The sequence below is a fragment of the Gillisella vitis genome, from assembly GCF_001541345.2.
Classification (GTDB): Bacteria; Pseudomonadota; Alphaproteobacteria; order Rhizobiales; family Rhizobiaceae; genus Allorhizobium; species Allorhizobium vitis.
In genome coordinates this window covers 901,644-924,821 of sequence record NZ_LMVL02000003.1, presented here as the reverse complement: position 1 = coordinate 924,821, position 23,178 = coordinate 901,644, and the positions used below count along the sequence as shown (strand labels likewise).

At 56.3% G+C, this 23,178-nt stretch carries 22 protein-coding genes; 9 read left to right on the top strand and 13 right to left on the bottom strand.

What is annotated here, in order from left to right; genetic code table 11:
* Window positions 1-88: 88 nt before the first annotated feature.
* Together gpt and ASB66_RS14445 are read left to right on the top strand one after the other, a co-directional pair.
* The gene (gpt, locus tag ASB66_RS14450) at window positions 89-586 is read left to right on the top strand and encodes a xanthine phosphoribosyltransferase (protein WP_015916290.1); all 498 of its coding nucleotides are present in this window, start codon (window positions 89-91) and stop codon (window positions 584-586) included.
* Between the two features lie 100 nt (window positions 587-686).
* Complete coding sequence (locus tag ASB66_RS14445) at window positions 687-1,265, top strand: hypothetical protein (protein ID WP_060716741.1); 579 nt, start codon at window positions 687-689, stop codon at window positions 1,263-1,265.
* Window positions 1,266-1,379: 114 nt separating this feature from the next.
* On the opposite strand, the gene ASB66_RS14440 is transcribed toward ASB66_RS14445, so the two are convergent.
* Window positions 1,380-3,281 (bottom strand): methyl-accepting chemotaxis protein, encoded by a 1,902-nt coding sequence (locus ASB66_RS14440; protein WP_060716740.1) that lies wholly within the window; start codon window positions 3,279-3,281, stop codon window positions 1,380-1,382.
* A 407-nt stretch (window positions 3,282-3,688) separates the two neighbouring features.
* Window positions 3,689-3,898: a hypothetical protein gene (locus ASB66_RS26070; protein ID WP_147274041.1), complete on the bottom strand. Its 210-nt coding sequence runs from the start codon at window positions 3,896-3,898 to the stop codon at window positions 3,689-3,691.
* Between the two features lie 185 nt (window positions 3,899-4,083).
* Here ASB66_RS26070 and ASB66_RS14435 point away from each other — a divergent pair, with 185 nt between their 5' ends.
* Window positions 4,084-7,854, top strand: a complete 3,771-nt coding sequence (locus tag ASB66_RS14435) for a vitamin B12-dependent ribonucleotide reductase (protein WP_114386623.1) — start codon at window positions 4,084-4,086, stop codon at window positions 7,852-7,854.
* Between the two features lie 69 nt (window positions 7,855-7,923).
* The gene (gene lepB, locus ASB66_RS14430) at window positions 7,924-8,937 is read left to right on the top strand and encodes a signal peptidase I (protein ID WP_060716738.1); all 1,014 of its coding nucleotides are present in this window, start codon (window positions 7,924-7,926) and stop codon (window positions 8,935-8,937) included.
* 182 nt (window positions 8,938-9,119) lie between these two features.
* Here the strand turns inward: lepB and ASB66_RS14425 are convergent, their stop codons facing one another.
* The 8 genes from ASB66_RS14425 to ASB66_RS14390 form a co-directional block, all read right to left on the bottom strand.
* Entirely contained in the window at window positions 9,120-9,815 is a 696-nt protein-coding gene (locus ASB66_RS14425; RefSeq protein WP_060716737.1) for a glycosyltransferase family protein, read from the bottom strand.
* Between the two features lie 5 nt (window positions 9,816-9,820).
* Window positions 9,821-11,305 carry a glycosyltransferase family 2 protein gene (locus ASB66_RS14420; protein ID WP_060716736.1) on the bottom strand — a complete coding sequence of 495 codons (1,485 nt, stop codon included), beginning with the start codon at window positions 11,303-11,305 and terminating at the stop codon, window positions 9,821-9,823.
* Window positions 11,302-11,931, bottom strand: a complete 630-nt coding sequence (locus ASB66_RS14415; protein ID WP_060716735.1) for an HAD family hydrolase — start codon at window positions 11,929-11,931, stop codon at window positions 11,302-11,304. Before ASB66_RS14415 ends, ASB66_RS14420 begins: the two co-directional genes overlap by 4 nt.
* A gap of 30 nt (window positions 11,932-11,961) precedes the next feature.
* Window positions 11,962-12,582 carry a phosphatidylinositol-specific phospholipase C/glycerophosphodiester phosphodiesterase family protein gene (locus ASB66_RS14410; protein WP_234613504.1) on the bottom strand — a complete coding sequence of 207 codons (621 nt, stop codon included), beginning with the start codon at window positions 12,580-12,582 and terminating at the stop codon, window positions 11,962-11,964.
* A 63-nt stretch (window positions 12,583-12,645) separates the two neighbouring features.
* The gene (locus ASB66_RS14405; protein WP_060716733.1) at window positions 12,646-13,842 is read right to left on the bottom strand and encodes a hypothetical protein; all 1,197 of its coding nucleotides are present in this window, start codon (window positions 13,840-13,842) and stop codon (window positions 12,646-12,648) included.
* Between the two features lie 308 nt (window positions 13,843-14,150).
* Window positions 14,151-15,164 carry a GlxA family transcriptional regulator gene (locus ASB66_RS14400; RefSeq protein ID WP_015916280.1) on the bottom strand — a complete coding sequence of 338 codons (1,014 nt, stop codon included), beginning with the start codon at window positions 15,162-15,164 and terminating at the stop codon, window positions 14,151-14,153.
* Window positions 15,165-15,416: 252 nt separating this feature from the next.
* Window positions 15,417-15,638 carry a hypothetical protein gene (locus tag ASB66_RS14395; protein ID WP_147274040.1) on the bottom strand — a complete coding sequence of 74 codons (222 nt, stop codon included), beginning with the start codon at window positions 15,636-15,638 and terminating at the stop codon, window positions 15,417-15,419.
* A gap of 79 nt (window positions 15,639-15,717) precedes the next feature.
* Entirely contained in the window at window positions 15,718-15,951 is a 234-nt protein-coding gene (locus ASB66_RS14390) for a hypothetical protein (RefSeq protein WP_060716731.1), read from the bottom strand.
* 116 nt (window positions 15,952-16,067) lie between these two features.
* On the opposite strand from ASB66_RS14390, the gene ASB66_RS14385 reads away from it, so the two are divergent.
* Together ASB66_RS14385 and ASB66_RS14380 are read left to right on the top strand one after the other, a co-directional pair.
* Window positions 16,068-17,006 (top strand): LysR family transcriptional regulator, encoded by a 939-nt coding sequence (locus ASB66_RS14385; protein WP_234613494.1) that lies wholly within the window; start codon window positions 16,068-16,070, stop codon window positions 17,004-17,006.
* 98 nt (window positions 17,007-17,104) lie between these two features.
* On the top strand, window positions 17,105-18,484 hold the full coding sequence (locus ASB66_RS14380; RefSeq protein ID WP_060716730.1) for a cytochrome P450: 1,380 nt from the start codon (window positions 17,105-17,107) through the stop codon (window positions 18,482-18,484).
* Window positions 18,485-18,500: 16 nt separating this feature from the next.
* On the opposite strand, the gene ASB66_RS14375 is transcribed toward ASB66_RS14380, so the two are convergent.
* Entirely contained in the window at window positions 18,501-19,280 is a 780-nt protein-coding gene (locus tag ASB66_RS14375; RefSeq protein WP_060716729.1) for a formyl transferase, read from the bottom strand.
* Window positions 19,281-19,496: 216 nt separating this feature from the next.
* Between ASB66_RS14375 and ASB66_RS14370 the strand changes: the two genes are divergently transcribed.
* The 3 genes from ASB66_RS14370 (at window position 19,497) to ASB66_RS14365 (ending at window position 20,806) form a co-directional block, all read left to right on the top strand.
* Window positions 19,497-19,655 (top strand): entericidin domain-containing protein, encoded by a 159-nt coding sequence (locus ASB66_RS14370; RefSeq protein WP_060716728.1) that lies wholly within the window; start codon window positions 19,497-19,499, stop codon window positions 19,653-19,655.
* An 82-nt stretch (window positions 19,656-19,737) separates the two neighbouring features.
* Window positions 19,738-19,890 carry a hypothetical protein gene (locus tag ASB66_RS26245; protein WP_156544902.1) on the top strand — a complete coding sequence of 51 codons (153 nt, stop codon included), beginning with the start codon at window positions 19,738-19,740 and terminating at the stop codon, window positions 19,888-19,890.
* A 160-nt stretch (window positions 19,891-20,050) separates the two neighbouring features.
* Window positions 20,051-20,806, top strand: a complete 756-nt coding sequence (locus ASB66_RS14365) for a phosphodiester glycosidase family protein (protein ID WP_337442302.1) — start codon at window positions 20,051-20,053, stop codon at window positions 20,804-20,806.
* 19 nt (window positions 20,807-20,825) lie between these two features.
* Here the strand turns inward: ASB66_RS14365 and ASB66_RS14360 are convergent, their stop codons facing one another.
* Window positions 20,826-22,580: an O-linked N-acetylglucosamine transferase, SPINDLY family protein gene (locus ASB66_RS14360; protein ID WP_060716726.1), complete on the bottom strand. Its 1,755-nt coding sequence runs from the start codon at window positions 22,578-22,580 to the stop codon at window positions 20,826-20,828.
* Complete coding sequence (locus ASB66_RS14355; RefSeq protein ID WP_060716725.1) at window positions 22,577-22,924, bottom strand: hypothetical protein; 348 nt, start codon at window positions 22,922-22,924, stop codon at window positions 22,577-22,579. The genes ASB66_RS14360 and ASB66_RS14355 overlap by 4 nt, the downstream gene beginning before the upstream one ends.
* Window positions 22,925-23,178 lie beyond the last annotated feature (254 nt).

The window sequence follows — 23,178 nt, the reverse complement described above, 5'->3', positions numbered from 1 at the left end:
TTTGCTGCGATGACGCGGCGGGCAGTTGAAACGCAAAGCGCTTCGATTGCCTTTCCTTCTGTCTTTTCTTGATGCGCGGAGCCCTTGCATGTCTCTTCCCGATAAAGCCTTTCCCGTTGCCTGGGACCAATTCCATCGTGATGCCAGGGCGCTTGCCTGGCGCCTGGCCGGGCTTGGACAGGAGTTTCGCGCCATTGTCTGCATCACCCGGGGCGGGCTGGTGCCAGCGGCAATCATTTCGCGTGAGCTGAATATCCGCCTGATCGAGACGGTTTGCGTCGCCTCCTATCACGACTATGTCAATCAGGGCGAATTCAACCTGCTGAAGGGCATCACGCCTGAGTTGTTAACCAATGGCGGCGAAGGCGTGCTTGTTATCGACGACCTCACCGATACCGGCAAGACCGCCACGGAAGTGCGCTCAATCATCCCGAAGGCGCATTTTGCCTGCGTCTATGCCAAGCCGAAAGGCGTGCCGACGGTCGATACATTCGTGACCGAGGTCAGCCAGGATACCTGGATCTATTTCCCCTGGGATATGGGCTTTACCTATCAGGAACCCATTGCCAAGGGTCATAAGGGCTAAAAAATCTCGGACTCGATGGGCTGGCGCATTTGATCGCTATCAAGGCGCTGGCCGTGGTTCCCCTGCAAAAGGCAATCTGTTGTTGATAATGGATTGACCAATGCTGATTGCCACCTTTCTCCCCGCTGTCCTGGCGCTGCTTCTGGCGCCCGGGCCAACCAATACCTTGATGGGTGTTGCAGGTGCCCAAGCTGGCCTACGGCGTGTGCTGCGTCTCCTGCCAGCGGAACTGGCAGGCTACCTGACGACCGTTCTGCCGCTGGTTTATCTGGGAGATCAGCTGATGGCGCGCTGGCCTGCCGCCGCCGTCCTGCTTAAAATCGCCGCGGCAATCTGGGTTTTGGTCATCGCCTTCAAGCTTTGGCAAGCGCCAGGGCAGGGCAAAGTTCTCAATCAGATCACAGCGGGCCGGATCTATCTGACAACCGCGCTCAATCCCAAGGCATTGGTGTTCGGTCTCGTTCTTCTGCCTGCTCCTGATGATCTGAATTTCCTGCCGTATCTCGGCCTGTTCTGCCTGCTGGTCAGCGCCGTCGCCTTGCTTTGGGGTTCCGCCGGACGATTGACCCAGGCAGGGAATGGCGGTCAAGGCAGATTGCATGTCCTACAGCGCGTCGCCGCCGTCTGGCTCACCTGCGTCTCGCTCTCTCTTATCCTTGGTGTTGTGACGACGGTTTAGTCAGACGGGCAGGCCCTTCCATTGCATCCCTCAATAAAAAGCCCCTGCGATTTTTAAACCGCAGAGGCTTTGGATGTCGTAGCTTTTGGAAGAGGAACACCCTCTTCAGTCTGATCACGCCACCGCGCGATACTCACCTCGTCTGTTGTCCTCCAGCCGGAACCGTTCAATCTGCACCAGCAGCTGTCGGGATTCACTGGCCAGGACCTGGCTGGCAGCCGTGGTTTCTTCGACCATGGCGGCGTTCTGCTGGGTCATCTGGTCCATGTGGTTGACGGATGTGTTGATTTCAGCAAGCGCCGCCGACTGTTCCTGAGCGGCGCGGGCGATGCTCGCGACATGGCCGTTGACATGATCAACCAGGCCGACGATCTCGTTGAGAGCTTCGCCGGTGGACAGAACCAATGAGACGCCACCCTTGACTTCATCGGCGGAGGTGTTGATCAGCGCCTTGATTTCGCGGGCCGCATTGGCCGAGCGCTGGGCCAGTTCACGGACTTCCTGGGCAACGACGGCAAAGCCACGTCCGGCTTCGCCGGCGCGAGCGGCTTCGACACCGGCATTCAGCGCCAGCAGGTTGGTCTGGAAGGCGATTTCGTCGATCACCGAAATGATCTGGCTGATCTTCTGCGAGGATTGCTCGATCCGGCCCATCGCATCGATGGCGCTGCGGACGATCTCGCCGGATTTTCCAGCGCTGTTGCGGGTCTGCTCCACCATCTGGTTGGCTTCATGGGCGCGCTCGGTGGAGGTGCGGACCGTCGTGGTGATTTCTTCGAGCGCTGCTGCGGTCTCTTCCAGGGCCGCTGCCTGCTGTTCGGTCCGGCGGGCCAATTGGTTGGCGGCTGAACTCAGTTCGCCGGAATTGTCGGTAATCGTACCCGAAGCGCCGCGAATGCTTTGCATGGCTTCGCGAAGCGTTGCCATCGCCTGGTTGACGTTGCTCTGCAATTCGGCAAAGGCACCCTGGAAATTGCCGCGCATATCCTGGGTCAGGTCGGAAGAGGAGAGGGCGGCAATGACGCGCCGAACCTCGGTGACGCCAAGATCGACATTGGCCACCAACTCGTTGACGCTGGAGGCGAAACGTTGCAGGTCGGCATCGTCGTAGGTCTTGGTGATGCGTTGCGAAAAATTGCCTGCGGCAGCTGAGGCGACAATGCTGCTGATGCTGGATTGCAGATCCTTGCTCTGGCTGTTGAGTGCGGCTTCCTGCGCTTCCATTTCCTGCATTTGCAAGCGGTTGGCACGGAAGATTTCCAAGGCGCGCGCCATCTCCCCGATTTCATCGCCACGCTCTGTGCCCGGAATGGCATCGCTGAGCGAGCCTTTGGCAATCCGGTTCATGTTGTCGGTCAAAAGGCGGATCGGATTGACGATGCCGCGACGGGCAATCAGCGTGCTGACCGCAACGCCAAGGATGATGCTGATCGCAGCGGTCGACAGGAGCGCGATCATCGTCAGCTGAGAGTCGGCAATGGCATTGCTACGGGCCGCAGACAGCGTCTTGGCGGAATAGGTGCTGTAGATCTTGACCGCCGCCGTCACCGCCTTTTGTCCATCCAGTGCCTTGGAAAGCTCCTTGGCCATCACGCCGGGTTCCTTGGCGGCGTCGGTGCCTGCCACTTTCACCATCTGGCGGATCTGGTCGAAATAAGCACTCAGCGTGGTGCGGACATCCTGCAATTGCTTCTGCTCGTTCTCGTCGGCAGTGGCGGCGATTTTCGGCAGGCGAGCCAGCATTTCGGTGGACCGCGTTTCGGTTTCCTTGGCGAAATCGGCTGCCTTTTCCGGTGCGAAAGCCAGCTGATAGGTCATGCGGCTGATGGCGATGATATCGACGCGCAAATCCATGGCCTCGCGGGCCACTTCTTCACGTTGTCCGGTATTTTGAAGCGATGCGCCAAGCGAAGACAGGCCGAAGGCGCCAGCAGCGGCGATAGCGCCTGCCGCAACGCCCATCAGCACCACAAGAAGACTGACCTTCTTCAGGATAGACAGATTACTGATGGTCATGACCAAACCTTAAGCGCAGCCCGGCGCTCTCATGGCGACTGGCGCGGCATATTTGGATGTGGACGTCATTCCAGACCCTGGTTCCGAGATAGTTGTCCACAAACATTAATATCCCTTTAGTTCGCTGGGAAATTAGCATGACCTGCTCCCCGTGTATTAAAGGGTTTTCTGATGGAAAGGGTAAGATCAGGTCATTCCTGGACACAAAAACCCACCGATTCGGTGAGGGATACAGACCGACACACGGCAGGAGGCTTCTGTCGTCTTGTTTGCGTGCCGTGATGTGACGGTGGATAAAAAAACCCTTCACCCGGCGTTAATCATGAAGCTTTTCCGCCAAGCCTATGAATTCTCTAGGCTAGCCTCTTTCCCCGTTTTCCACAGATGCTGACCACAACATATAGGGTTCATATTTTCGATACAGACCAGCTCTTGCGCTTGCCCGCGGGCAGGGTTAATGAATTGATTGTTGCGGCGGCGGCTGAACCGAGATGTCTACGAGGTCGGTTCAAATCAGCGAACATCATCAGGATTGAAACGGTCACGGCGTCCCCGCTTTGACCGATAGGATTTCTTTTTGAATTTTTCTGGCGCGCTGCGGCCATTTGCTCTGGCATGAAAACGCTGTTGATACTATATTTAGTGTCTAGCGGACAAGGCTGGCGCAAGATACAGAGCGGACCATCATTATGATCGGCCTCGCTCCGAAGAGAGCGAACCAACGGCAAGCCGCTTCAACGTGGTGCCGTAAAACCTATTTTGCGCCCTTTTCCGGGTGCTTGGACCAACGAGGACTAGCCAGATGCGCATCGAACGCCGTTTCACCAAGCCCGGCCAGTCGCCCTATGCGGAGATTGAATTCCGCAAGGCGGTAAGCGAAATCAAGAACCCGGATGGCTCTGTCGTCTTCCGGCTGGCCGATATCGATGTGCCCGCGCAGTTCAGTCAGGTGGCGGCCGATATTCTGGCCCAGAAATATTTCCGCAAGGCCGGCGTGCCGAAAATCCTGAAAAAGGTCGAGGAAAACGATGTTCCGTCGTTCCTCTGGCGGTCGGTTGCCGATGAAAAGGCCATGAAGGATCTGCCAGAAGACGAGCGCTACGGTTCGGAAACCGATGCGCGCCAGGTTTTCTCGCGTCTGGCTGGCACCTGGGCCTATTGGGGCTGGAAGGGCAAATATTTCACGTCAGAAGAAGACGTTCTCGCCTTCCGCGACGAGCTGGCCTATATGCTCGCCACCCAGCGCGTCGCGCCGAATTCCCCGCAATGGTTCAATACCGGCCTGCATTGGGCCTATGGCATTGATGGTCCCGGCCAGGGCCATTTCTACATCGATCCCTTCACCGGCAAGCTCACCAAGTCCAAGTCGGCCTATGAGCATCCTCAGCCGCATGCCTGCTTCATCCAGTCCGTCGAAGACGATCTCGTCAATGAAGGCGGCATCATGGATCTGTGGGTGCGCGAAGCGCGCCTGTTCAAATACGGCTCCGGCACCGGCTCGAACTTCTCCCATCTGCGCGGCGAAGGCGAAAAGCTGTCGGGTGGCGGTAAGTCGTCCGGCCTGATGAGCTTCCTGAAGATCGGCGACCGTGCTGCCGGCGCCATCAAGTCCGGCGGCACGACGCGCCGCGCCGCCAAGATGGTGGTTGTGGACATCGACCATCCTGATATCGAGAACTACATCGACTGGAAGGTGAAGGAAGAGCAGAAGGTTGCCGCTCTCGTTACCGGCTCCAAGATCGTCGCCAAGCATCTGAAGGCGATCATGAAGGCCTGCGTCAATTGCTCAGCCGATAACGACGCCTGCTTCGACCCCAATGAAAACCCGGCCCTGAAGCGCGAAATCCGCGCTGCCAAGAAGGATATGGTGCCGGAAAACTACGTCAAGCGTGTCATCCAGTTTGCCCAGCAGGGCTATAAGGATCTCGAATTCAAGACCTATGACACGGATTGGGATTCGGAAGCCTATCTGACCGTCTCGGGCCAGAATTCCAACAATTCCGTTTCGCTGCGGGATGACTTCCTGCGCGCTGTCGAAGACGATGGCAACTGGAACCTGACTGCCCGCCGCGATGGTCGGGTGATGAAGACCCTGAAGGCCCGCGACCTCTGGGAAAAGATTTCCTATGCCGCCTGGGCGTCCGCTGATCCGGGCCTGCATTTCAACACCACCATGAACGACTGGCACACCTGCCCGGCGGCTGGCCCGATCCGTGCCTCCAATCCGTGCTCGGAATATATGTTCCTGGACGACACCGCCTGTAATCTGGCTTCGTTGAACCTGTTGCAGTTCAAGGATGCCGACACCAAAAAGATCGACATTGCCGATTACGAACATGCCGTTCGTCTCTGGACCGTCGTACTCGAAGTGTCGGTGATGATGGCGCAGTTCCCGTCGCGCCAGATTGCCGAACTGTCCTACGAATACCGCACGCTCGGCCTTGGCTATGCCAACATTGGCGGCCTGCTGATGTCGACTGGCATTCCCTATGACTCGGCTGAAGGCCGCGCCATCTGCGGTGCGCTGAGCGCCATCATGACCGGCGTTTCCTATGCCACGTCAGCCGAAATCGCCTCCGAGCTTGGCCCGTTCCCCGGCTATGCGCCAAACCGCGACAACATGCTGCGCGTCATCCGCAACCATCGCCGCGCTGCCCATGGCCTGTCTGAAGGTTATGAGGGGCTTGCCGTCGATCCCGTGCCGCTGGTTCATGCCGAATGCTCCGATCCGGCCCTGATTGCCCATGCCAAGGCGGCCTGGGACAAGGCGCTGGAACTGGGCGAACAGCATGGCTACCGCAATGCCCAGGTCTCCGTCGTTGCCCCGACCGGCACGATCGGCCTGGTCATGGATTGCGACACGACAGGCATCGAGCCGGATTTCGCCCTGGTGAAGTTCAAGAAGCTGGCCGGTGGCGGCTATTTCAAGATCATCAACCGCGCCGTTCCGGAAGCCCTGCGCACGCTTGGCTATACGGAAAGCCAGCTTGCCGAGATCGAAGCCTATGCTGTCGGCCACGGCAATCTCAATCAGGCGCCGGGCATCAACCCCGGTTCGCTAAAGGCCAAGGGCTTTACCGACGAGAAGATCGAGGCTGTCAACGCGGCCCTGGGCGCTGCCTTCGACATCAAGTTCGTCTTTAACCAATGGACCTTGGGCGCTGATTTCCTGAAGGAAACGCTTGGCGTCAGCGCTGAACAGCTGACCGATATGAGCTTCAACTTGCTGGAGCATCTGGGCTTTGCCAAGAAGGACATCGAGGCTGCCAATATCCATGTCTGCGGGGCGATGACGCTGGAAGGTGCGCCGTTCCTGAAGAAGGAGCATCTGGCGGTATTCGATTGCGCCAACCCCTGCGGCAAGATCGGTAAGCGGTATCTGTCTGTCGAAAGCCATATCCGCATGATGGCAGCGGCCCAGCCGTTCATCTCGGGTGCGATCTCCAAGACCATCAACATGCCGAATGAGGCGACGGTGGAAGATTGCGGTGCTGCTTACATGCTGTCCTGGAAGCTGGCGCTGAAGGCCAATGCGCTTTACCGCGATGGCTCCAAGCTCAGCCAGCCACTGAATTCCTCACTGATCGAAGATGAGGATGATGAGGATGCGGTTGAGGAACTGCTGGCCCAGCCGCAGGCTGCCCAGGCCGTGACCATCACCGAGCGGATCGTTGAGCGCATCGTCGAGCGGATCGTCCGCGAACAGGAAAAGCTGCCGACCCGCCGCAAGGGGTATACCCAGAAGGCCAAGATCGGCGGTCACACCATCTTCCTGCGTACCGGCGAATATGACGATGGCCGTCTCGGCGAAATCTTCCTTGACATGAACAAGGAAGGTTCGGCTCTGCGCGCCTTCATCAACAACTTCGCGATTTCGGTATCGCTCGGCCTGCAATATGGCGTGCCGCTGGAAGAATATGTTGATGCCTTCACCTTCACCAAGTTCGAACCGGCGGGCATGGTGACTGGCAATGACGCCATCAAGAACGCTACGTCGATCCTTGACTACGTGTTCCGCGAACTGGCGATCTCCTACCTTGGCCGCAACGATCTGGCCCATGTCGACACGTCCGACTTCTCCACCACGGCACTTGGCCGCGGCGTGAAGGAAGGCAAGGCCGATGTGGTTTCCAAGGGTCTGACCCGTGGCTATAAGCCGACTCTGGTCTCCAGCAGCCCGGCCGGAACCGCCGAACCTCGTGGTGCTGCAAGTGCCGCTCCAACCAAGGCCTCGGGTAATGTTGCTGCCTTTTCTGGCAATGCAGCCCGCAAGCTGGAAGTGACGACAGCCATTTCCACCTCCGAAGTCGTGTCCTTCAAGCGCGATTATGAGGAACGGGCAGCTGAATTGGTCGAGGACGTCGCAACCGAAGCCCTGTTCTCCGACGCCGCCACCGACGAAGCCGAAGCCGCCAAGGCCGAAGCCAAGAAAGTAGAAGCCGCCCGCCGCATGCGCTCCATCGCCCAAGGCTATACCGGCAACATGTGCTCCGAGTGCCAGAACTTTACGATGGTACGGAATGGGACATGTGAGAAGTGCGATACGTGCGGAAGCACGAGTGGGTGCAGCTGATTTAGACCTATAAAGAGATAAAGAGACGATTGTTCTTTCATCTCTCTGTCTTTCCAAAAGAAAGCTGTGATGATTAATTTCATCACAGCTTTCTTGACTCATATTCAGTCTTTTTCAAAGGAGCTGCCGTTGAAATTTGTTTCTGCCTTTCGTAAGCGGAATCCGATATGGGCTGCCTGTTTGGCTCTTGCTCTTTCTCCAGCTATTGGCTTTTTTTATCTTGGCAGAGGGCGGTTAGGTCTTCTGTATATGCTCGCCGATGTTTTTATCGGGTATGTATTTCCATTTATATTGAAATACCAAGGGGTCCAGCAGCACGAGCTTATATTTATTATTGTTGTTATTATTTATCGCTTGGGAGGCAGCCTCCACGTTTACATTGCGGCTTCACGCCAGCCGCCTCTGGACCGCTATCCGTGGTTTGCGCGGTTTCATAATTTGGCAATTGTCTTGATTATTGTGCCACTTCTCATCGCCTTGGCGATAAGAAACCTTCTCATTCAACCGTTTTCCATTGTCTCTGGATCGATGCTGCCGACGCTTGAAGTTGGGGATTATGTATTTTCCGAAAAGTTAACTTACGGAATGAGCCGATATTCAATCATGGAAGGATTAGGGCCATCGTCCCGTATTGGCGGACGCCTGCCGCTGAGAGGCGAAGTCGTCGTTTTCATGCTTCCCTCTTATTCGGGCAACAAATTCGTCAGTCGAGTCATTGGATTACCCGGTGACCGTATTCAAATGCGCAGTGGGCGGCTTTACATCAACGACACTCTCGTTGATCGCCAACGGCTCGGGCCAGACGAAACCCGACCAGGGTCGCCTGGAATTTTGTATTTGGAGCGATTGCCTGGAGGGGCAGAACATCAGATTATCGAAATGACAGATAAGTCAAAAGGAGACAATTCTGCTGAGTTTCAGGTTCGTGATGGGCATTATTTTATGATGGGAGATAACCGGGACAACAGTAACGACAGTCGTTTTGATTTGGACTTCGTTCCGACAGAAAACATAGCGTCTCGCCCTTTCTTAATTCTTTTCAATTCCCATTTGCTAAGCAGATCGTGGCTTCCGATAAAGTGAGAATGCTTGAAAAAATCTATGTCGAGCAGGTCGTTTTTCCCGTGTTTGACTTTTCATAATCGCGTTGATCAAAGCCGCTTTTCTGAAGAATATGACGCGAAGAACTAAGGCCCGTTGACAGACGTCCAGCCTAAATGGTCCTTGAAAGATTTGACGCCGACATCACAAATGACCGAGCGGATCTATCGCTCGTGAAAAATCTTTCCCACGGGCTGGCAGTTTTCAATAGTGGGCGCCAGCACGGTGTGGCCGTCAGCGATCGCACCGTTGACCATGGGGCAGATGAAAAGCACGCCTTTATAGCTCAGGGTCTGGCGGTTGTTGATACTGTGAACGGCTGCACTGAGGAATGTCTGGATGTTTCGGAACATGTATACGCCTGCGGAGGCGTTTTCCGAGATCACCTCTTTCTCCCGCGCTTCAACCACCACGCCGTCAGTCATCTTCAAATAGCTGTAGCAGTTTTCGCTTGAGGCAAAGACCGGCACCACTGCGCCACATCCTTCCGTCGAAAACAGTGTCTCCGGGTCGTCAGGTCCGCTCGTGAACAGGATGTCGGCCAGATCGATGATGACGGGCTCGTCTGGCGCAACGAGCGCCATTGCTGCCAGCACGGAGAACAAAGCGCCTCCGGTCAGGTCGGAGAGTGTCACGATGCGGCAGCCGGGCCATCTCAGGTGCAGATATTCAGCAAGCTCCGCGAGGTTCGCAACCTCGCGGAGGACGAAGATGTAATCCTCTGGCCGAAGCCGGTTCGCCCACGCCCTGTCACCCAAGGCAGCGTCGATCAGCGGTTTTCCGCTGAGATCCACCAACGGTCTAAAGCCATATTTCGGGGTCCACAAATCAGGCCCGGCAAGGGGTACGATGCATTTCATGCTTATCAAATCAGCCTAAGATAGGCCTCCAGATCGGGAGGCGTGCCTATACCGTGCATGGCGTCGGGAGCGACATGATAGATGCCGATCCTGGCTCCCTGCTTGATGAGGTAGTTGTAGACCGGGCAAACGTAGAACTCGTTGTTGGACCGGTCGTTGTGGGCGATCATATCGGTCGCGGCATCGATGAAATCCCGAGCCCGCCTGAAATAATAGATGCCAACGGTCGCGTTGTCGGAGATCGCCACCTTTTCTTTCACCTCATCAACCAGCCCATCGTCGTTGACGTGCGCAAACGACCATTTTGGATCTCGGTCTTTATCCTTGAAGCAGAGAATTGAGCCATCCAGATCGCGCTCAAGTGCATCTTGAATGTAATCCGCGCATTCGAAATCGACGATCTGGTCGCAATTGGCAATCAAGAGCGGGGCATCGGGATCAAGATGTGTCCGCGCCGTCAAGACCGTGCAAGCCGCACCCTCGGTTACGAAGTTGATCGGCGAAAATGCGAGATCGCCGTGGGCCTTCAAGCCACTGACGACATCGGGTTCCGCATCCAGATGGTCCTGCCGGGCGATCAGCACGAAGCGCGCATGATCGAGGCGCAGATTGTCCATGACACGCTCGATCATCGTCTTGCCTTTTACATCGATGAACGGCTTTGGCTTGAGGTAACCAACTTGGGCAAACCGGCTGCCAAGGCCCGCCATCGGAATGACGACCTGGACCTGACGGGCAGGCTTGGTCATCGCGGCGACCTTGTCCCGGATCTCGTTCTGATAGAATTCGATGCGCTTGGGCGAATAGAACGAGATATAGCTGTCGGATGGAATCTCGTGCTGCACGATCTTGCCACCGGCGAGAATAACCTCGTTCAGAACCGGGGAGAGATAGTATTTTCCACCAAACGGGTCGGCTTTCAGCAAATAGTTCTGGGCAAATTCCACAAATAGGCTGCCGCTTCTAAAATAATAATATCCAGCAATCGCCTTGCGGCTGAGAACGCGCTTTTCCGCCGTTTCTATGACATATCCAGACTTATCCTCACGGATATAGGACCAGCGGGGGTGTACGGAATTGAAGGTCACGACACCTGCATCGGCCTGCGAGCGCGTAAAATCTCGTGCAATGCCCGCCAGATCCGCGTCGATGATCTGGTCGCCATTGCAGATCACCAGAGGGTCGTCGTCCACAATATGATCGACGGCCATCAGAGCGGAGCAGACAGCGCCCATGGTCGGATTGTTCAGTTTGATGACAACGGTGCTTTCGCCTGCCAGCAATTTCAAAATTGAATCGAGACTGTATTCAAGCGCATCCTGATTAAGAACGATAAAGATGAATTTCGCGGATGCATCGCGGTTGCGGATACTGTTGACGACGAGCGAGATCATCGGCGAACCGTCGACTTCGATCAGAGGTTTGGGGAAATGAAACTCGTCCTTTGGGAAAAGATCATCCTTCGACGCGATGGGGATAAGATATCTCATGTGCGGGCCGATTCGATCTTGGTGATTTCGTTCATGATACGCTCATAAGTGACGTCGTTGGTCGATCCCACCACCAGCACATGGGCGCCTGAGGAGCGTGCGGCCTGTATGCCGTGATCGTTATCCTCCAGGATCAGGCATTCCTCCGGCTGCAATTGCAGCCGGTCGATTGCCGTCAGGTAGATTTCGGGATCGGGCTTCGCTTTGCCGACATCCTGATTGGAGAGAAAGAAATCCAGGTATTTCAGCAGGTCAGCCTGGCGCATCATCGCCTCGACGCTCGACCTGACGGAGTTTGAGCAGACCACGATATGCTTTCCCTCCCGCTTCAGGCGCGCGAGGGCGTATTCGTGATGAAAGACCGGTTGGCATTTTTCGACGATGACCTGATAGGTCATCTTCTGTTTAAGCGTGTTGAGGAAATCGTGAAGCCTTGGCGGCAATCCCCGCGTCTTGGTCAGCATTTCCAGTTTTTTGCGTGTTGGCAGGCCGTCATAGACGGCGAGATGTTCGGTGCGGCTGATATTGAGCCCGAGAAGCGCCAGCGCGTCATTCAGCGTCTCGTAATGCCATTCCTTGGCATCAATCAGAACGCCGTCCATGTCGAAAAGCACTGCCTTGATCATAATGTCCTGTCCGTCTGGTTCATGGCTGGCTTATCCCCATTTCTCGGCCGCGAGGTGCGGCAAGTCGGTGCAGATTGAGATGTCGTCACCTGTCAGATCACCCCAAACATCCCAGGCGGCGGCATGATCACGCCCGTGCAGTTCTGGAGAGACGAGCGCCACCTTCTTGCCCGCATCGAGATGCTTGTGGATGACGTCAGGAGTGATCCAGTCGGAATAGAAGGCATCCAGCCACACGCCTTGGGCCTTGTCATAAAAGGGAGGCAGCGGTTCGAGTTCGGAATGGCGGGTATAGGTTATAAAGCCATTATTGAGATAGCCGATGGCATCAGGAACAGCCATATCGAAGCAGAACAGATCGGTCACCCCGGCACCATCCAACGAGGCGCGGAGCGCCTTGTGCAGGCCGTCTGCCTTGATGTTCATGGCAATCGTGCCCGATCCGGCATAGCTGTTGTGCAGATCCAGAAAATAGGCGAGATCCATCACTTTGTCGCCGACGGGCATATTATGCGCGATTTTCAGCACGCCATTCTGGTCCCGCGTGTCCGTTTCGACCCCGAAACCATTTTCAAAGGCACGCCTGAAAGCCGTTTCACTATTTTTTTCGGCAGCTTCCAACCACCAGCCCCTGTGGGCGAGAATTTTCATCGCTCTTTCCATTCAAACGTTGCGAAATAGGTGCTTCACCGACCACTGCAAATTCCCCGGAAACTAGCCGGGGTTGAATTGAGGAAAGCTCTTCCTGTCGATGTGATAGACGGCAAGATAGTTGTTCTCTCGGAAAAAGTTCGGGTCCTGCGTATAGGCAAAGGCATTCGTCCATCTCATTGGATGGATCTGTTGATGCACCTTGGAAACAATCCCGGCGTTGCAGAATTCCATCGCATGGGCGATGCCCTCGACCATCGTAAACGAGAAACCGCCATAAAGAGCCATGTAGAACTGGTAGGTGATATGGTCGAATACGCTGTGGACGAGCCTTTCCACAAATTGCAGGCTGGTATCCCAGCCAATCCACTCCAGAAAGCCCGGAACGCTCTTGGCCGAATAGACGGGAATATCCCACCACCAGGTATAGATGCCCCAATTGCCGGAAATGGCCTGAATTTTTTCATGATCGGCCGCCGGTGCCAGCTTGATGGCCGAGGCGTGCATGATCTGCCTTTCGGCTGAGTGGTTTACAGTCAGTGTGCCGCCGTACCATCGGGCTTCGGAAACAACGGCTGCGGCGGCCTCAGTCCAGCCCGTTCTATTGAGAATGAAGGTCTCGGCATCGACGCACAGGAGATAGTCGTAAAGCTTATGGGCGAGAGAAAGTGCCAGGAATTTCTTGACGGTCGGCCAGGTTCTACCCTCAGCGACGACCGACAGCGCACTGCCTGAGAAATAATCCGACAGCACGAGGGATGAATAGTTCAGGAAAGGGGAGGCCTGATGCATCTCTCTGAACTGCAGGCGATCGGCATCGGTGGAAAAGACGAAAATAATGTCGTAGTCGGCACCAATGCTCTGAAACAGCAGGTTGATGCCATAGATGAAATAGGCGTCGTGAATGGGCACGATAAGAGCGGTTCTGTTCTGAGGCTTCCGTGCCTCGCCGGCTTCCGTCAAGTGATGCACGCCACGCTCTCCCGGCAGACGGAACTGTCCCTCCATTTCGATACGTCCGTCGACAGACCTTACGGTATCGAATCGCGTGGTGACAGCAGCGTTCTGGCTCAGAAACTCAACCGCCCCGCCTTTCACGCGCCAGGAGTTTTCATTGGTATGGGAATATCCGCGCAGCCAACCGCCGCTCTCGAAGGAAATCTGCGATGCAAAAACCTGTTCGGCGCCAGCTTTACCGAAGGTCCACACACGCTCCTTCATCAGTCGCTCAAGCGACAAATCATCAAGGCCGATCGTCATTGTTGCACTCCTATCCGCATTTACAAGGCACGGTAGGAAGGCAAACTTGTATGAAGCTGGCGGTCTTCGTTTCGCTTGCCTGAGCGGTTGAAGCCGACAAGGTTTATGCGGGTCCCTATGCAACCAATAGCTAGCTATAGCTTACCTTTGAGCATTTCCAGGAAAATTGGGAACTGGTTTTGGCACCCGGAAATGGGCAAAAACAAAGAGCGTTGCTGCGATTCCATGAAAATCATAAACGCCCTCGTGGACCAAATATGGTGCACGAGGGCGTGTTGTAAAAGCCGGTAAGCTGTGGCGAATTATACTTACGCAGCAACCGCCGCCTTTGCCGTTGCCAGTTTGCGTTCGGCGCGTTCCTGCTGGGGCGAGCGATTGTAAAATTCGCGGTAGCATTTGGAAAAATGCGAGGCGGAGACGAAGCCGCAGGCGACGGCGACTTCCACCACCGGCATGGAGGATTGCACCAGCAGATGGCGGGCGCGGTCAAGGCGGATTTCCAGATAGTAGCGCGCCGGTGAGCGGCCCATTTCCTGGCGGAACAGCCGTTCGATCTGGCGGCGCGACAGATCCACCTTGTCGGCGATATCAAGCAGGGACAAGGGTTCGGCCAGGCTTGCTTCCATCAATTCTATGATCTGCAAGACCTTGTTGTTCTGCACACCAAGGCGGGCGCGCAGCGGCAGGCGCTGGCGGTCTCCGGCAGCCCGGACCCGGTCGGTCAGATGCTGTTCGCAGACCCGGTTGACGAGGCCCTCGCCAAAATCCTGGCCAATCAGGTTGAGCATCATGTCAAGCGAGGCGGTACCGCCCGCGCAGGTATAGAGATTGCTGTCGACTTCATAGAGATCGGCATAGACCTCGGCCTGGGGAAAGGCTTCGGAAAAGCCCGGCAGATTTTCCCAGTGGATCGCGCAGCGCTTGCCGTTCAAAAGCCCGGCCTGGGCCAGCACATGGGCGCCCGTGCAAAGGCTGCCGACCGCGACATTGCGGTTATAGGCTTCCCGCAGCCAGGCATTGACGGATTTGTTGTTGAATTCCTCGACAAAAACGCCGGAACAGACAATCGCCATATTGGGCCGGTTTTCACCGGCCAGGAAACGGCGCTCATCGGCAAGCGACGAATCCACCTCGATACTGATGCCCGATGACGACGATACCTTGTTGCCATCCACCGAACAGAGCCGCCACTCATAAGCCGCGTAGCCCAGCATCCTGTTGGCAATGCGCAATGTTTCGATAGCGCCTGCAAACGGCAATAGCGTGAAATTCGGAACAAGAAAAAAGACGATATTGCGTTTTTTAACAGGCGTTTTGCTCATGATGCCACCGTGCTGAGGAGATCTGCTAGAATTGACAGTTTTTAATTCCGCCAATAGCTCAAAAGCGACAATAGCACGATAGAAACCGACGACAAGAATTTGACATCATGATTGCCGGACCATTTGTGGGTGTTTCATCAGTCAGCCGTCATGGAGCGTGGTTGGGACAACTATGGCCAGCGGACTGAAAAAACACAATATTTCGCCTGAATGTCAGGAAAAACGAGGCCTGAAGCTGCTCTTTGGGGCGGCTTAAACCATGTCGCGACGGGTCTGCCACGTGTCGTGTGCAGGCCAGCCAAGATCCTTGCGCATATCGAAAGGGGCTTCTGCCAGCGCCTTTTCCATGGCGCGGTGTTGCCGCCAGGACTCGAGCTGACTGAACCACGTGGAAATCGCATGTAAAGCTGATTCGACGAGGACAGCAGTGCTGGTAAACAGCCGCGACGGGCTGGAATGAGATATATAAGCCATGGAAAGTTCCTTTCGTTGATCTCGCCTAAGGACTTTCTGGTCCTGAGGCGGCAGAAACATCATCTGCCTTGTTCACTGATCAATAAAGTGAATGTTTGTGATCTATCGCATCGCATATTGTGATCGGTTTGCTGTCTAGTCGTTCCGGCACGACGACCCCCACATCAAGGCGCAGGTATTCTGGCAACCGATTGAGATGGGTCAGCGCCTTTTCGTGCGCTTGACGCCGATAGCGTCTCTCTTGCCAATGCCGAAGGGCCTGCCACAGGCGCAGCACTGGGGAAATACTGCGGGGTGTTGTTTCGAAGACCATGCTTTTCACTCCTCCTGATGCCGATCGGTTTCGTTGCAAACAGTGTCAGGCGGAATTGACATTCAATCAAACGAAACGATATGATCTTTATGTTGAGAAAAATTGATGGTTGTCCGATGACCCTTTCCCAGTCTTCCACCATGCCCTCCACCGTTCTGGCGGCGGCCAGTTTGCCGCTTCTGGATAATGACGTGCTGCGCACTTTCGTGGCGATTTCCGAGGTCGGCAGTTTCACCGCCGCCGCCGATATGGTGTTTCGCACCCCCTCGGCGGTATCGATGCAGATCAAGAAGCTGGAGGATCAATTGGGGGTTTCGCTGTTTCGCCGCGATGCTCGTTCCGTCACGCTGACACCGCATGGGGCCTTGCTGGTCAGCTATGCCAAGCGCATTCTCGCCCTGAATAATGAGGCGGTGGCACGGTTTCTGGCGCCGGAGATGAATGGTGTGGTGCGGCTGGGGTCTCCTGATGATATCGGCGAACTGGTCCTGCCCGGTATTCTCACCCATCTGGCGCGCACATGGCCGCACCTGGCCATCGAGGTGACGATTGCCGGTTCTGTGGAGCTGCGCAAGGCGGTGAATGAGAAGCGGCTGGACGTAACACTGTTCAATTTTCTAAACGGTATAGCCGCCGATCCCACCATGACAGTGATGAGCGAAAAGCTGGTCTGGGCCGGAAAAAAACACGGTCAGGCCCATCTGAAAACGCCGCTGCCGCTGTCTGTTTGGGACGAGAGCTGTGTGTGGCGCAAGCGCGCCATGACCGAATTGACCCGCCAGGGCAAGGAATTCCGCATCGCCTATTTCTGCGGTCACCATGTCGGGCAATATGCGGCGATCCGGGCCGATATCGCCGTCGCGCCGCTTGCCCGCTTCCTGTTGCAGGACGATATGGTGGAACTGACCGAGCAGGATGGAATGCCGGATCTTGGCAGTTACGAGGTCGGTCTTGCCGTGTGTGAGGATGCCTCGCCGCCGGTCAAGGCTGTTGCCGATTACGTGCGGTGCGTGCTGGGAAATCGCGGCTGTGTCGGCACGGCGGTGGCCGCTTGACCGGATAAAGGCAATTTGGCGACGGGGCTTGGAACGGTGCTTTTCGATCTCTACATCCTGGATGCCGCCCAAAAGGGTCTACGCAAAGGAGATGGCAGATGAACATGCCGGTCTTGTCCGCTACCAGTGAAGGTGTTGTTGCCAGCCGTCGCTCGCCAGTTCGGGTGATTGCTGATTTGATCCGCAATCCGCTGGATGCCCTTCCGCCGCAGATCTATGATCATAAGCTGGTCTATGCGCAGTTTGGCGAAGAGGTGCGGCTGCATGTCATGGACCCGGAGCTGATCCACGAGGCTTTGGTCAAAAATGCAGCGGTGCTTGGCAAAGGTGAAGATGTGCGCCGGGCGCTGGGCCCGGCATTGGGGCAGGGGTTGTTGACAGCTGATGGCGCCCATTGGAAATGGCAGCGCCAATCGGTTGCCGCCGGTTTTCAATGGGAAAAGCTGAGAGGTTTCCTGCCGGCGATGGTGGCCGCCGCCGAGCGTCGCCGCGATTCCTGGCAGGTGGGTGCCACCATCGATATCGGCCATGAAATGATGCAGACGACATTCGACATCATTGTCGAGACGATGATGACAGGGCGTGACAGGATCGATGTCGCGCGGGTCGAGCAGAGCGTCACCGATTATCTCGAACCGACGGGCTGGATGTTTGCGCTCGGCATGTTGAAGGCGCCGGAATGGATACCCTATCCCGGCAAGGGAAAGGCAAGTCGCGCCGTGGACTATCTTCGGTCCACCATGGCCGAAATGATCGCCGAGCGCCGCGCGGACGGTGTGGAACGCGCCGATTTGATCTCGATGTTGCTATCGGCTCACGATCCGGAAACAGACCGCGAAATGAACGCCGAGCAGATCATCGACAACCTGCTGACCTTCATTTCCGCCGGGCATGAAACCACAGCCCTTGGGCTTGCCTGGACATTCCATCTTCTGGCAAAGCACCCGGCTATCGAGCAAAAGCTGCTGGACGAGTTGGGCCGTGTGGTGGGCGACGGTCCAGTTATGGCCGAGCATGTCGAGAAATTGACCTATACCAAACAGGTCTTCAACGAAGCCATGCGGCTCTATCCACCAGCGCCGGTCATTACCCGGACCGCGAACGAAGCGTTTACGTTGGGCCAACACCATATCGCGGCGGGTACGGTCCTGCTGGTGCCAATCCATGCCGTTCATCGCCACAGCCTGATCTGGGATAGGCCTGACGTGTTCGATCCCGATCGTTTTGCGCCCGAAGCGGTCAAGGCCCGGCATCGCTATGCCTTCATGCCGTTTGGAGCAGGCCCGCGTATCTGTATCGGCAGTGCGTTTGCAACCATGGAGGCCGTTGCTATTCTGGCGGTGCTGGCCAAGACCTTTCGCCTGCGCAACAAGAGCGAGGTGACCCCGGAGCCTACGATGCGCATTACCCTGAGGCCGAAGAAAAAACTGATCATGGAGATTGAGAACCGGCGGGAGGACGTGCCGGTTTCAGCCTGAACGAGAGTTCTCTTCGCTACCAGATGCCTTTGGTGAGGCCCGTCCACAGCCAGCGCCAGAGGCTCGGTGGAAAATAGAGGGCAGACGGCCCGGTTGGCGCGATAGGGTTGAGCTTGCCCTCCAGAGCATCGCCAACCGCCTGGCAGGTGATGGGAAGGGCGGCTGCCGTCAACAGCATTGGATACGTGGAGATGAAATCGCCCGAGCTTGGCTGCGCACGCACTTGGTAGAGGACCGCGCCGGTATCGGTGCCCTGATCGACCAGATGCACCGTTGCGCCAAAATTGCCGCGATCGCCTTTTGCTAGCGCCCAGTAGCCGCCCATCTGACCGCGATAGACGGGATTGATGCCAGCATGAAGATTAAGCACGGGGCAGGGCAGACTGGCCAGAACCTTGGCTGTCATCAGCCGCGTGCTGACCAATAGGATCACGCCCGGGGAAATCTGTTGGACCGCCTGCTGCGCCTCGGGACTGTTGATACTGCGAACCGTGGTGACTGCAATCTGCGGATCGAAGCGGGGATCGGCGGCAAAATCCTGGCAGATTGATTCAGTGCGTTTTTGGGCGGCGCGGCGCATGAATTTGCCTGCGGCCATGGTGGCGAGCTGACCAAGGGCGGCGATGGTTCCAACCCGGCGCTGACGGCGTCGAAAAATTTCCGCCTTGCTTTCCTGTTCTTCCAAGAGGACCTGCACGTCACCGAAACGAGCGTGCAGGGCGTTGACCACCATCCACGGGTTTGGGCCCCCGGCGGTCATCACCAGAATTGCGCCTTTGTCGTGCTGCTGCCCCATGATTGATCCCCTCAAACGCCGCTTTAGCCAATGTTATCTATTGCGCCCGCGAGCAGGTTGAACCAAACTTTCATAAGCGCGGATATCAGGTGGCGTAAATGTTTGGTTAAAAACGCCGAAATCTTTGGGTGCGAATGAACTTTTTTCGATTTGCCGCGTTCATGCCAATGCGAGGCACCTGTGGTGTCCGATTATCATAATAGGGGTTTATCCAATATGAACACGAAAAAGCTCGCTGCCGTTGCTGCTCTCTTTGTCGCCGCTGCCGCATTGTCGTCATGCGGTAACACGATCCGTGGTATGGGCAAAGACACAGCAAATACCGTGAATGCAACGCAGTCGGCGGGCAATTCTGTCGCAAAGGCCGCAAAATAACGCAACCTCACAGCAGTTTTGCTTCATGTCGTTCAACGGATGAAGCAAGACTGCCTCGGGAGAGGGAAGAGGGATTAGGTCCATGTCCATGCATCTGGTTGCCAAAGTGAGTGCTGCTTATATTCTGGCGGTTGTCGTTTCGGCCGCTGGGCATGTTGCCTTCCAGGGCCCGCCGATTAAATTTGCGGGCCAAACCCAGGAAGTGGGCATTTTGACCGCTTCCGCCCAGCAGTAAGAACGTCGTCAATCGCGGGATACAGTCAGCTTTTCGCTCGATTTCCTCGTGAAACCTGCGTATGGGCGCCCCTGCCAGAAGACGGACCCAAAGGGTAGCGCCTTCGAATATTTGATTTGAGAGTTCGCTTTTGAGAATTTGCTCGGAAAACGCATTGCGTTTGAACATAATCGTTTGGCTCTTTGCAATCCTGTTTCCGCTTGTCGTGTCTCCAGGGCGTTCTGAGGCAGCAGAAGATAATTGCCGTGACCAGACGGAAAACGGCGTTTCTTATCGTGTCTGCCGATTTGATCCCGCCACGCGCACCATCCGCATCTTCAACCGCAATGCCGAGGGCGATGCCTATGGTGGATTCGATGCGTTGCGAAACCAGCTTTGGCAGCAAAGGCTTATCCTCACCTTCGCCGTCAATGGCGGTATGTATCACTCCGATCTCAGTCCCGTTGGCCTGTTCATCGAATATGGCATGACGCGCAAGCCAGCCGAAACCGCCGATGGCTGGGGAAATTTTTACCTGAAGCCGAATGGGGTGTTCTTTCTCAAAGACGGCCATGCTGGCGTGCTTGAGACAGGGCAATTCGAGGCTCGCAAGATTGTTGCGGATTTCGCCACCCAATCCGGCCCGATGCTGGTCATTGATGGTGCTCTGCACCCAAAGTTTCTTCCCGCCAGCGACAGTTTGAAAATCCGCAATGGCGTCGGTATTGATACGAGCGGACAGGTGGTGTTTGTGTTGAGCAAAGACCCTGTGCGTTTCTTCGATTTGGCTGCGTTCTTTCGCGACCGGTTGGGCGCGGCCAATGCACTGTATTTGGACGGAACGATTTCAAGCCTTGCCGAGCCGATGGCTGGCCGGATCGACCGGGCCTATCCGCTCGGACCGATCATTGCCGTGGTAGACCCGCGCCCCAATTGATACATCTGGATTTTTGCGCCTACCAGTCAATATTCTGCCTGAACGGTTCCTGTCGGTTTGGCAGGGCTGGCACGTCGATGTGGTCCGGTTCCAGGCCAGCCTTTTCCCGCTCTACCATCATCTCAAAAGCGCGTTCCAGATGGCGGGTAAACCGTTGTGTATCAAAGAGTGGCGTGCGCAGCCGGTTGTCAGCAATCATTTGTCTGAGTGCGGCGAGCCGGGGGCGGTCCCGTGCCAGCTCTGCGGCCAGACGCACCATATCGTCTGGCGTCTCGGCCACCAGTTGTGGAACGCCAAGCGCGGTCAGCAGGCTTTCTGATACTCTTGAGGCGAAATTGTTGCCCTTGAAGGTGATGACCGGCAGGCCCGCCCAAAGCTTGTCCGAGGTCGTGGTGTGGCCGTTATAGGGATAGGTATCGAGGCCGAGATCGGCTGCCTGCATTCGGGCAATATGCGGCGCGTAACTTTCGGCTCCGGTAAAATGAAGGCGGGAACGATCGATACCGCATCCGGCCATGAATGCGGTCAGGCGCTCGCGCTGCTCGCGCCCGGCGCAGAGAACCCAGAGAATGGAGGAGGGAATGGCATCCAGAATTCTTGCCCAGAGACGGGCGGTTTGCGGGGAAATCTTGCGAACCATGTTGAAGGAAGCCAGGACGAAGGCATCCTGCGGCAGATCGAGCAGGGAGCGGGATGTGGCCGGTGGCAGCGGACGATAGCGGTTGTCGTTTGCCTGATAGGTTTCCGGCAATCGGCAGAGCTTCTCGTGATAATGGGATTTGGATGAATTGGGTGTGACGATTGGGTCGGAGATGACATAATCGCAATCGATCCCATAGGCGGAGCCGGGAAAACCGAGATAGGCGATCTGCAATCGGGCAAGGCCACTATTGATCAGATCTGCGCGGACATCTTTGGTATGCCCTTTGAGATCGACCAGAATATCAAGGTCGAAACTGCGGATGAAATCGCGTGCCGTACCATCGTCCATGGAGAGAATATCGTGAAGATTGGGGTAGGTCTGCCGCAGTCCCCGATCCAGCCCCCTGATATCCTCTGGCGTGTGACAGAACAGGTGGATGTCGAAGCGGGCGGCGTCGTGACCGAGCAAAACACTTTGCAACAGTCGCATGGTTGGATGCTGGTCGGAAAAATCCGAGGAAAGGTAACCGACGCGGATTTTTTCCACGAAACGATGGGGTAGGCTACGGCGTGCCTGGCGCGATTGCTCCGTAAACGGCTTTCCGCTGGCCATCCGGGTTTGTCGGCCATTGATCGCCTCGTCGTCACACCACAGCATGTGCTGGTAGGGGGCGTCGATATTGAAAAACGCCGGATTGGTGCCCTCTCGCATCGCGGCCATCAGCGCGGTGTCGCTGGCTTCGATTTCCTCGAGGCACAATTGTCCTCGCAGCAGCCGGCGATAGGTTCTCTGCTCTTCCGGGTCGAGGGATGCGAGATGTTGTGATGCGGGCACTTTGCGGATCAGGGAAAGCGCCTGTTCCCCCTGATCGACCTGCATATACAAACGCGCTGCCATCAGAAGAAACATCCGGCGATTTTGCGGCTGCAAATCCGCCACCCGGGCGTATAACTCGGCGGCCGGGAGTTTTTCCTCTAGCTTTGCATGGCATTGCGCCGCCACCAGCAGCATATTGGCATCCGGTGGACGTTTTTTCAAAAGCGGATGCAGGCGGTCGAGGCAGGCGCGAAAATCGCCCTGCTTATAGGCCTGCAAAGCCTGGATGAAGGCCGGGGATGGGCCCACGCTCACAGCGCTGATTTCGGATAGGCGCGCTCCAGGCCGCCGGAGCGGGTCAGCCCCTGACGAAAGGCCAGATAGGCACCATGCTGGCTGGACTTGGCAATTTCCATCAAGCGGATCTGCATTCTTGCCGGGCAGCTATTGCCAAGCCATTCACCACAGCGTTCCAGCTTCAGAGAGTTGAGGAAGCGCTGACCGGCGGATTGTTCAAGATAGGCGAACAGGCCTTCGGCAAAGGTCTCGTCCTGCTTGGGGTTTTCCAGCATCAGGGCCAGGAAGGCCTTGTCGTCATCAGAGAACCCGCTCAGCTTGATGGCAACGGTGTCTCGGTCGGTAACGGCGGTGGCGGACATGATCAAGGTCTCCTGCTGTCTTGGCCTTCTGTTCGGCGTATCTATTCTGAGTCTCTGCCGAGATTATCTGCATTGGTTCTTAATCAATCGTCGCTGGAGTAGAGCTTGCGATTTTATCAACCGAATAATTCACGGCCTTGTGTGGTGATCGACCATTTGACTCCGTTGAGCCTTGCGTGAGGCTTGCGGTCGGCTTCATCCGCTGGTTGACACAGGTGCCGCAACGTTTGACGGTAGGATATCGCTGTTCTTCA

Excerpts from the sequence above, each read along its gene's own strand:
- gpt (WP_015916290.1), top strand. The coding sequence starts at position 89 with ATGTCTCTTCCCGATAAAGCCTTTCCCGTTGCCTGGGACCAATTCCAT.
- ASB66_RS14420 (WP_060716736.1), bottom strand. The coding sequence starts at position 11,305 with ATGAGATATCTTATCCCCATCGCGTCGAAGGATGATCTTTTCCCAAAG.
- ASB66_RS14375 (WP_060716729.1), bottom strand. The coding sequence starts at position 19,280 with ATGGGGCAGCAGCACGACAAAGGCGCAATTCTGGTGATGACCGCCGGG.
- ASB66_RS14410 (WP_234613504.1), bottom strand. The coding sequence starts at position 12,582 with ATGAAAATTCTCGCCCACAGGGGCTGGTGGTTGGAAGCTGCCGAAAAA.
- ASB66_RS14390 (WP_060716731.1), bottom strand. The coding sequence starts at position 15,951 with ATGGTCTTCGAAACAACACCCCGCAGTATTTCCCCAGTGCTGCGCCTG.
- ASB66_RS14425 (WP_060716737.1), bottom strand. The coding sequence starts at position 9,815 with ATGAAATGCATCGTACCCCTTGCCGGGCCTGATTTGTGGACCCCGAAA.
- ASB66_RS14400 (WP_015916280.1), bottom strand. The coding sequence starts at position 15,164 with ATGAGCAAAACGCCTGTTAAAAAACGCAATATCGTCTTTTTTCTTGTT.
- ASB66_RS14440 (WP_060716740.1), bottom strand. The coding sequence starts at position 3,281 with ATGACCATCAGTAATCTGTCTATCCTGAAGAAGGTCAGTCTTCTTGTG.
- ASB66_RS14395 (WP_147274040.1), bottom strand. The coding sequence starts at position 15,638 with ATGGCTTATATATCTCATTCCAGCCCGTCGCGGCTGTTTACCAGCACT.
- ASB66_RS14380 (WP_060716730.1), top strand. The coding sequence starts at position 17,105 with ATGAACATGCCGGTCTTGTCCGCTACCAGTGAAGGTGTTGTTGCCAGC.
- ASB66_RS14405 (WP_060716733.1), bottom strand. The coding sequence starts at position 13,842 with ATGACGATCGGCCTTGATGATTTGTCGCTTGAGCGACTGATGAAGGAG.
- lepB (WP_060716738.1), top strand. The coding sequence starts at position 7,924 with ATGATTAATTTCATCACAGCTTTCTTGACTCATATTCAGTCTTTTTCA.
- ASB66_RS26070 (WP_147274041.1), bottom strand. The coding sequence starts at position 3,898 with ATGCCAGAGCAAATGGCCGCAGCGCGCCAGAAAAATTCAAAAAGAAAT.
- ASB66_RS14435 (WP_114386623.1), top strand. The coding sequence starts at position 4,084 with ATGCGCATCGAACGCCGTTTCACCAAGCCCGGCCAGTCGCCCTATGCG.
- ASB66_RS26245 (WP_156544902.1), top strand. The coding sequence starts at position 19,738 with ATGTCCATGCATCTGGTTGCCAAAGTGAGTGCTGCTTATATTCTGGCG.
- ASB66_RS14385 (WP_234613494.1), top strand. The coding sequence starts at position 16,068 with ATGACCCTTTCCCAGTCTTCCACCATGCCCTCCACCGTTCTGGCGGCG.
- ASB66_RS14415 (WP_060716735.1), bottom strand. The coding sequence starts at position 11,931 with ATGATCAAGGCAGTGCTTTTCGACATGGACGGCGTTCTGATTGATGCC.
- ASB66_RS14355 (WP_060716725.1), bottom strand. The coding sequence starts at position 22,924 with ATGTCCGCCACCGCCGTTACCGACCGAGACACCGTTGCCATCAAGCTG.
- ASB66_RS14445 (WP_060716741.1), top strand. The coding sequence starts at position 687 with ATGCTGATTGCCACCTTTCTCCCCGCTGTCCTGGCGCTGCTTCTGGCG.
- ASB66_RS14370 (WP_060716728.1), top strand. The coding sequence starts at position 19,497 with ATGAACACGAAAAAGCTCGCTGCCGTTGCTGCTCTCTTTGTCGCCGCT.